Source organism: Trichloromonas sp. (assembly GCF_034006665.1).
Lineage (GTDB): Bacteria > Desulfobacterota > Desulfuromonadia > Desulfuromonadales > Trichloromonadaceae > Trichloromonas.
The window spans coordinates 1-7,482 of the sequence record NZ_JAVESI010000077.1 but is presented as its reverse complement, the minus strand read 5'-3'; the positions used below and the strand labels follow the sequence as shown (position 1 = coordinate 7,482).

5 protein-coding genes and 1 pseudogene are annotated in these 7,482 nt (G+C 56.4%); all 6 read right to left on the bottom strand.

Annotated elements, in window-relative coordinates:
- Positions 1-422: 422 nt before the first annotated feature.
- Entirely contained in the window at positions 423-1,139 is a 717-nt protein-coding gene (locus RBR25_RS17155; protein ID WP_432820761.1) for a M48 family metallopeptidase, read from the bottom strand.
- Entirely contained in the window at positions 1,139-4,264 is a 3,126-nt protein-coding gene (locus RBR25_RS17150) for a type I restriction endonuclease subunit R (protein ID WP_432820760.1), read from the bottom strand. Before RBR25_RS17150 ends, RBR25_RS17155 begins: the two co-directional genes overlap by 1 nt.
- Positions 4,261-5,016 carry a zeta toxin family protein gene (locus RBR25_RS17145; protein WP_432820759.1) on the bottom strand — a complete coding sequence of 252 codons (756 nt, stop codon included), beginning with the start codon at positions 5,014-5,016 and terminating at the stop codon, positions 4,261-4,263. Before RBR25_RS17145 ends, RBR25_RS17150 begins: the two co-directional genes overlap by 4 nt.
- Positions 5,013-5,249: a hypothetical protein gene (locus RBR25_RS17140; protein ID WP_092057290.1), complete on the bottom strand. Its 237-nt coding sequence runs from the start codon at positions 5,247-5,249 to the stop codon at positions 5,013-5,015. The genes RBR25_RS17145 and RBR25_RS17140 overlap by 4 nt, the downstream gene beginning before the upstream one ends.
- Positions 5,250-5,377: 128 nt before the next feature.
- Complete coding sequence (locus tag RBR25_RS17135) at positions 5,378-6,619, bottom strand: restriction endonuclease subunit S (RefSeq protein ID WP_432820758.1); 1,242 nt, start codon at positions 6,617-6,619, stop codon at positions 5,378-5,380.
- Positions 6,616-7,356: pseudogene (locus RBR25_RS17130) on the bottom strand (PDDEXK nuclease domain-containing protein); the annotation flags it as partial. The gene RBR25_RS17135 and the pseudogene RBR25_RS17130, both read right to left, overlap by 4 nt.
- Between the last annotated feature and the right edge of the window lie 126 nt (positions 7,357-7,482).

Below are 7,482 nucleotides of genomic sequence, written 5' to 3'. Positions count from 1 at the left end.
TTCAGCTAACGGTTCCCGTCATCAGGGTCCGTAGAGGACTTTCACCTCCAAGTCAACGATTGACCACCACGATCAATCATCTGGTGCTTACGCACCACGCGCCATGCCTGGCGCACCAAACAAAAAAAGGCCCGGTCAAACGACCGGGCCTTCGTTGTTTTTTTGGAGCGGGAAACGAGATTCGAACTCGCGACTTCAACCTTGGCAAAATGGCGGTCACACTTCAATGCGAGGGTTTAAATGATATAAAATGTCGCAAAAACGGTATATTGCAGCTCTCCGTTGAACACTCTACGTCATTTTGTACCACATAAAAACAGAAAAGTGCCGCCGGGGTTGGGCACGTTTTTCCAAAAGTCGATGGGAAATTTTTCGACTTCAACCCTGCTGAAAAAGGCGGTACGGAAGGTGCCGTCGCCCCCTCAATACCCCCACTCCTCATGCCGTACCGGCAGGCGGTTCAACTCTTCCTTATAGAACTTCCAGCGGGGGATGAACCTCTCCAGCAACACCATGAATCGGTCGTTGTGGGTCGGCTCCAGCAGGTGGGTCATCTCATGCACGACCAGGTATTCGAGGCACTCCGGCGGTTTTTTGGCCAACTCGGAGTTCAAACGAATGCCGCCGGTTTCCGGGTTGCAACTTCCCCAACGGGTCTTCATTCTCCGCACGAAGAAGCGCTTCACCTTGACCCCCATGAGCGGCTCCCATTTAGCGAGCAGGGGAGGAACCGCGATCTTCAACTGCTCGCGATACCACTCGTCGAGAATCTCCCGCCTCTTTTCAACGCTGGTGCCGGAGCGCACATAGAGGAGCATTTTCCCGGGCGTCAATTCCACCCGGGGCATCGTATCCCTTTCGATGACCTGGAGCAGATAGCGCTCTCCCCAGACATAATGGCTTTCCCGGTCGAGAAGCTCGCGCGGGGTTTCCCTCTCCTGCTCCCTCAGCTTCTTTTGTCGGCTTTTGATCCAGGCGAGTTTGCCGATGGCGAAGACCCGCACGGTGTCGAGATCCATGCGCGCCGGGGCGGAAATTTTCACCTTGCCTTCCGGTGGGTAGACGCTCAGATGGACATTCTTGATGTCTTTGAATGTCACTTCCACTTCCATATCGCCCAGGGTGAACTTCTCGGTCATCAGTATTCGCTCTGCGCCTTGATGACGAGGAAGATGCGCTCCACCTCGGCTTCATCCCGCAATATGCCGTACAAAGCGGCCTTGATGACCTGCTCGCGGGACTGTACCCCGCGCCAGCCGTCCGGCCGAACCGTCTTGACCGCCTCATCGATGCGAATCGCCAGTTCCAGAGCCGGGTCTTTCCCCCCTTGCCAGATCGGCGAGGCCGAGTCGGCGGCCATCCCGGCGCCACCGGGGGAATGGGTCTGTTTCAGGTTGTTGTAAAGCGCCCGCCGGCCGGGGGTGTTCAATTGCTCCGGCGTCTCCTCCCCCTGCCCTGCCTCGACCCGCCGGGCCAACTCCGCGACCCGCTTCAGGTATTCCTCATAGTCGATGGCTTTGGCCCTGCGGGCGGCGATGATTTCATCCAGCAGGGCCGACATCGCCTCGTAGTAGGCCGGATCGTTGAGATGTTCCTTGATGATCTTGCTGCGAACATTGTTCTCGATGGTTTCCGCCACCGCGTCCTTGCTGCCCTTGAGCCCGCCGAGTCGCGTGGCGATGGCGTGGGCGATCCCGGACTTGACGATCAGTTCCAGCAGCCCCATCCCGTCGAAGGGGGAGATGGTGCGCGGCTCGTCGGCTTCGATATAGGTGTCGATGAGATGCCGCATATCGGCCTCGTAGGCCTTGAGATCGAGGGACTCGCCGCTGGCCTTGCGGATGATTTCGCGCACGGCCAGGTAATGGTCGAGCTGTTTTTTGATCCGGGCGATGTCGGCATTGTCGTATCCGGCCGCCTCCAGTTCGTCGGCAATGTTGGCATAGGCCCGCACCAGGGCGACCGTCCCCTTGTAGAGGGCGGCCCGTCGCGGTTCCCGCTCCTGAAGATCCGTGGGGATTTCCGTATTGCCGCAGAAATAATGGATATGCTCCAGCTCCTCCTTGGGCGGCTCGACCGGCTCGCAGAGCAGGGCCAGCGCCTCGATGGAGTTATCCAACCGCTCGCGCCCTTTCTTGAGACGCCCCTGCATCAGCACATCGGGGTCGGCTCCGCCGGCGCCGCGGTCGAGTTCGGAGGTGTAGACGGCGATGGCATTCTCCACCTTTTTGAACAGATCCTTGTAGTCGACGATGTAGCCGAAATCCTTGTCCTCGCCGTCGAGCCGGTTGGTGCGGCAGATGGCTTGGAACAGGCCGTGGTCCTGCATCGACTTGTCTATATAGAGATAGGTGCACGAGGGCGCGTCGAAACCCGTGAGCAGTTTGTCGACCACCACCAACAACTTCATGTTGGCCGGTTCCTTGGTGAAGAGTTCCTTGGCCCACTCCTCGTAGGTTTCGGTCCTGGTCATGTTGGGTTTGGGGACGACGTCTTTCAGCAGTTCCTCATAGGTGGAGTAGATAAACTGCTTTTCGGTTTCGCTGTTGGCGCCGGTTTCCTCCTTGGTCACATCCCTGGCCAGGGGATTATAGGAGGTCACCACCGCGCACTTTCCCTTGAACGGCGTCTTTTGCAACAGCGTGAAGTATTTGCACGCTTCGTAGATGCTGGAGGCCACCAGGATCGCGTTCCCCCGCTCGCCGGCGAGACGCGGCTTGACGCTGAAATCGAAGATGATGTCGCTCACCACCCGATCCATCCGGGATTTGGAACTCAGTACCTTCTGCATCGTCCCCCAGTGACTTTTCAGCTCATCCTTCTGCCAGTCGTTCAAGCCCCTGGTTTTGGCCTCGAACCAGGCATCTACTTTCTGTTGCGAACCGAGATGCTGATCGATGTCCCGGGCCTCGTAAACCAGGTCGAGCACCACCTCGTCCTCGACCGCCTCGCTGAACTTGTAGGTGTGGATGTACCCGCCGAAGACCTCGATGGTCGTCTGCTTGTCCTTTTTGAGCAGCGGCGTGCCGGTGAAGCCGATGAAGACCGCGTTGGGCATCATCGCCTTCATGACCCGATGGAGCTTGCCACTCTGGGTGCGATGACATTCGTCGACAAAGACGAAGATTTCGCCCACGGTCGAGCTGGGCTGGGCCTCCAACTCCTTGATGAAGGCGTCGAAATCATCCACGTCCCGCCGGCCGAATTTATGAATCAGCGAACAGAGCAGGCGCGGCTTGGCCTCGCCCAGACGTTTCACCAGGTCGCGGCCGCTGCTGGTGCGGTGAATGACTTCCCCCGCCTCGGTGAAGACCCCTTTGATCTGCTTGTCCAGCTCGTCGCGGTCGGTGACGATGGCGACGCGGGCATGGGGGTTGTTCTCCAGAAGCCACTTGGCCAAGAGCACCATGACGATGCTCTTGCCGCTCCCCTGGGTGTGCCAGATGATGCCCCCCTGTTTCCGCCGTACATAGTCCTGCGCCGCCTTGATGCCGAAATACTGGTGCACCCGGGGCAGCTTCTTGATGCCGCCGTCGAACAGCACGAAATCGTAGATCAGTTCGATCAGGCGATGCTTCTCGCACATCTTGAGCAGGTACTTGTCGAGTTTGAAGCGGCGATTATCGGCCTCGTCCTCCTTCCATTTCAGGAAGTATTTTTCCTCGGTGCCGATGGTGCCGTACTGCAAGCCTTCCGAATCGTTGCCGGCGAAGATGAACTGGAGGGTGCTGAAAAACCAGGCGTTGAATTCGGGCTGCTGGTTGGACAGGCTCTGGCGGATGCCGTCGCCGATGGAGACGCGGCTGTTCTTCAGCTCCAGCACGGCGACGGCGATGCCGTTCAGATAAAGGACGATATCGGGACGCCGCTCCCGGCTCCCTTTGAGGGTCACTTCCTCGGCGATGGCGAAATCGTTCTGGGTGGGATTGTGCCAGTCGATGAGATGGACGGTTTCGGCGACCTGGCCGGCTTCGATTTTCACCGGCACGCCGTAGCGCAGCAACTTGTAGACTTCCCGATTGTTGGCGTAGAGGGTGCGGCCGTGGTGATCGGCCTCGGTGCGGAGTTTGTGGAGAGCGACGCCGATTTGCGCCGGGCTGTAGCCGCCTTTGGCGGAGAGATAACTCGTCAGCACATCTTCTTCAATGTTGCTGTTGCCCGCGCGGTCGGTCCAGTCGCCAAGATAACGGTAGCCCAACTCGCAGAGGAACAGGGCGATGACGCGGTTCTGGGTGATACGTTCCGGTTGGCCGATAGGGGTCATGGGGTGGACTCGCCGGGGGCGGAAAATTTGTCCCACAGCGCAGCCTTGAACCAGTAGGGCACGGTATCCGATTTCAATTCCATCTCGATTCCCTCCGTGACTTCCGCAATCCACACCTTTTCATAGGACGAGTTGTCGAAGATGTACGACCGATTCGTATATTGAACCGCATCGGCGAGCAGCGCTAAAGATCGGTGGTAGCGCGCGATGATCTTATCCTTGGGAACAGCGTGCCCCCCCTCGCTTACTCGGTTTTCAACCCGGGACACATTGATCTCCGGGTCCTCCGTCGCCATGTAGTAGAGATAGGTGCGAAACCCCTTCTCCTGGGCTCTCATGAGGAACTCGACTTTGTCGCGGGACGACATGACCGTTTCGAAGGTAAAGGAAACGTCGGCCTCAAGCAGTTTCCGGCGAATAAAATCGGCGACAACCGAAGCGTAGTAGGAGTTTACCGGCACCGCATCGAAGAAGAGACACCCACCATCGAAACGTAAAGCAACCGCCTGTTCCGCCAGCCCGACAGCGGCAAGAAAGGGCGACTGCGTGAAAAATGCCGAGATTTCCTCTGCCGTGGTTTCCACCTCATAATCCTTCATATCGAGACAACCGGTGTCGGCGATCTTCTTCTCGATCTCGTCGGGATTGATGTAAACACCGAGCAGCTCAGGTCCGATGACGGACTTGAAGGTACTCTTGCCGGAGCCATTTGGTCCGGCAAACATACGCAAACGGGGAGTGGCGGCTTTCATTTCTTTTTCCGCCTAATTTTCTGGCCCGGCGTGACCGGGATGGGGGTAGGCAACGTCTTCAACGTTCGGGTGCTCCCGTCGGGGCGGGTTTCGATCAACCGCCCGTCGACAGCTTCAACCACCTTGCGACCCGATGCCAAAGTCTTGTAATAGGCCTGCTTGACCGCTCCCTCCGCCAGGTCCGGGATCCGGCGCTCCAGGGTGCTCATCGTTTTTTCGTCGAGTTTTTTCATATCCCCACTTTCATGCAGCCTGACCTTGCGATTCTTCAACTATTTGTTTTTTAATGATTATCTTGATTTTGATAATTTATCGTTTTCAAAATAAAAGTCAATAAAAGCCCTCGCTCTGCTGCCCCAACTCATACCAACCGAATCCTCCCCGTCAGCAGTTCCTGCATCATCCCCTGTTTGACCTGCCGGGCCTTGGCCAGCTTCGCCCCAAGTTCGGCGATCTCGGCGTCCATGTCGGAGAGGATGGCGGCGATGGCGGTTTGTTCGGCTTTGTCACGAGGAGAAAGGACTTCTATTTTGTTCATTTCCGACTTGTTCAGTTTTGCTCGGGTGCCACTAGCTAGGTAGTTCAGGATATTTTTATGAACTAGTGAATAGTAGAGAAAACCCTGATCTTGTGATTCTTTCGCTTTCAATATATGAGCGTGGTTATTTACCCAACACTTGCCAATCATACGGTAGGCAATTGGTCGATAGGCATATTCATCGAAGTATCCACCATCCTCTGCCATAAGAATAATGTCATCATCGACAACATAGTCATCAACGTAATCCACAATTCCGTTTGCTCCACAGTATGGATAGTCCCCTTTCATTCTGTTTCTCAAAGCTTCATTCAACGGTACACGTAAATTATCGAGACAGTCGGCGATCTCTTGTAATCGCTTCACCTCCCACTCCCCAATGAACCCCGGCAACCGCCTTTTTCCGGTGAGCAGTTCCTGCATGGCGCCTTGCTTGACCCAGCACTTCTTGGCGATGATTTGCTCCAGCGATTCGATGAGGGCGTCGGCGTCGGAGAGCGCCTCGGCGATGGCTTCTTGTTCGGCTTTGGTCGGGGGGAGAGAAACTCGTATCTGTTGAACCGTTGTCAAGTTCATGCCCGCTTTGGCCCCAGAGTCTGTCAATGCTCGAAAAAGCCTCTGTGGCTTTTCTGAAGCTAAAAAATAGCTGACAAACTTTGAGCAGGTAAGTGCCGGATCAAACCGGACCAATGCTATGTGCTGATTTATATATGCTGGCTTCGGTACCTTGGGCGTAACGTGCCCAACAATTCCTATATCAGCAGTGATCGAAATTAGAACATCCCCGTCCTGAAGTTGCGTTCGTGCCGCCTCGCTTTCATTTCCCCGAAGATCTACAAAGCGCAAGTCTTCGAGATCCGGATAAATGCATGTTCGCGAAAGATTCGTAATCCGAATGAAAGGGGAACCTCGGTCAGAGTAAAATGCGGCCCACCCCCGAGACCCGCTTGTGACAAAGGGTTTCAAGTGGCCTATTGGCGTAACATCCCAATCCTCCGGGATCACCCCCACCTCGGTCTGCTTGTAACCCTTGGGGCAGCCGCCCTGCATCATCCTCGCGCTCATGCCTCCCCCTCGGCGTCCAGTTCCCTGGACAAGTTTTCCTCCAATTCTTCAATGGTCGGCAAACAGGTATCGAGCGGTTCGGGCAGGGCGCGCACAAGCTGATATTCGGCAACGCCCATGGGCTTGTCCATACCGGACAGCGCATATTCGGCCACCAGACGTTTCTTGGTTTTGCACAGCAACAGGCCGATGGTCGGTTTGTCGTCCGGGGCTTTGATCTGGGCATCGACGGCGGCGAGATAAAAATTGAGCTGCCCGGCGTGTTCGGGTTTGAAGGCTACGGCCTTGAGTTCCACCACGATGTAGCACTTGAGGCGGGTGTGGTAAAAGAGCAGGTCGATAAAAAACTCATCCCCCTCGACTTCCAGACGGAACTGACGGCCGACAAAAGCAAAGCCCGCCCCCAATTCGAGGAGGAAACGGGTGATGTGACGAACCAGGGTATTTTCGATATCCCGCTCGTGCGCCTCGTCGCCGAGCCCCAGAAAGTCGAAGTGATACGGGTCTTTCAGAATCTGCGCCGCCAATTCGGCATGAGGCGCGGCAAGCCGCTGTTCGAAATTGGTCAGGGCGTTGCCCTGGCGCAGATGGAGCCGACTTTGGATATGCGCTTCGAGGAGCGTGCGGGACCATCCCTGACGAACAGCCTGAACAGCGTACCACTCCCGTTCCGCCGGGTCGGAAACCTTGGTGAAAAGGGTGACGATATGAAACCACGGCAATTGGGCAGCAGTTTCGGTCGTTGTCAAGGGAGTTGTCGCATTTTCATGCCACGTTTTCTTTGAGCAGCAGTCGATCCTGGGAGGCCTTATTAAGGTTCAGGATGACCACCGCGGGTCGGCTCCAGTTTCGGCAGTTGCCTG

Bases quoted from the DNA above. Each gene is read 5' to 3' on its own strand.
- RBR25_RS17155 (WP_432820761.1), bottom strand. From the start codon at position 1,139: ATGACCGAGAAGTTCACCCTGGGCGATATGGAAGTGGAAGTGACATTC.
- RBR25_RS17150 (WP_432820760.1), bottom strand. From the start codon at position 4,264: ATGACCCCTATCGGCCAACCGGAACGTATCACCCAGAACCGCGTCATC.
- RBR25_RS17145 (WP_432820759.1), bottom strand. From the start codon at position 5,016: ATGAAAGCCGCCACTCCCCGTTTGCGTATGTTTGCCGGACCAAATGGC.
- RBR25_RS17140 (WP_092057290.1), bottom strand. From the start codon at position 5,249: ATGAAAAAACTCGACGAAAAAACGATGAGCACCCTGGAGCGCCGGATC.
- RBR25_RS17135 (WP_432820758.1), bottom strand. From the start codon at position 6,619: ATGAGCGCGAGGATGATGCAGGGCGGCTGCCCCAAGGGTTACAAGCAG.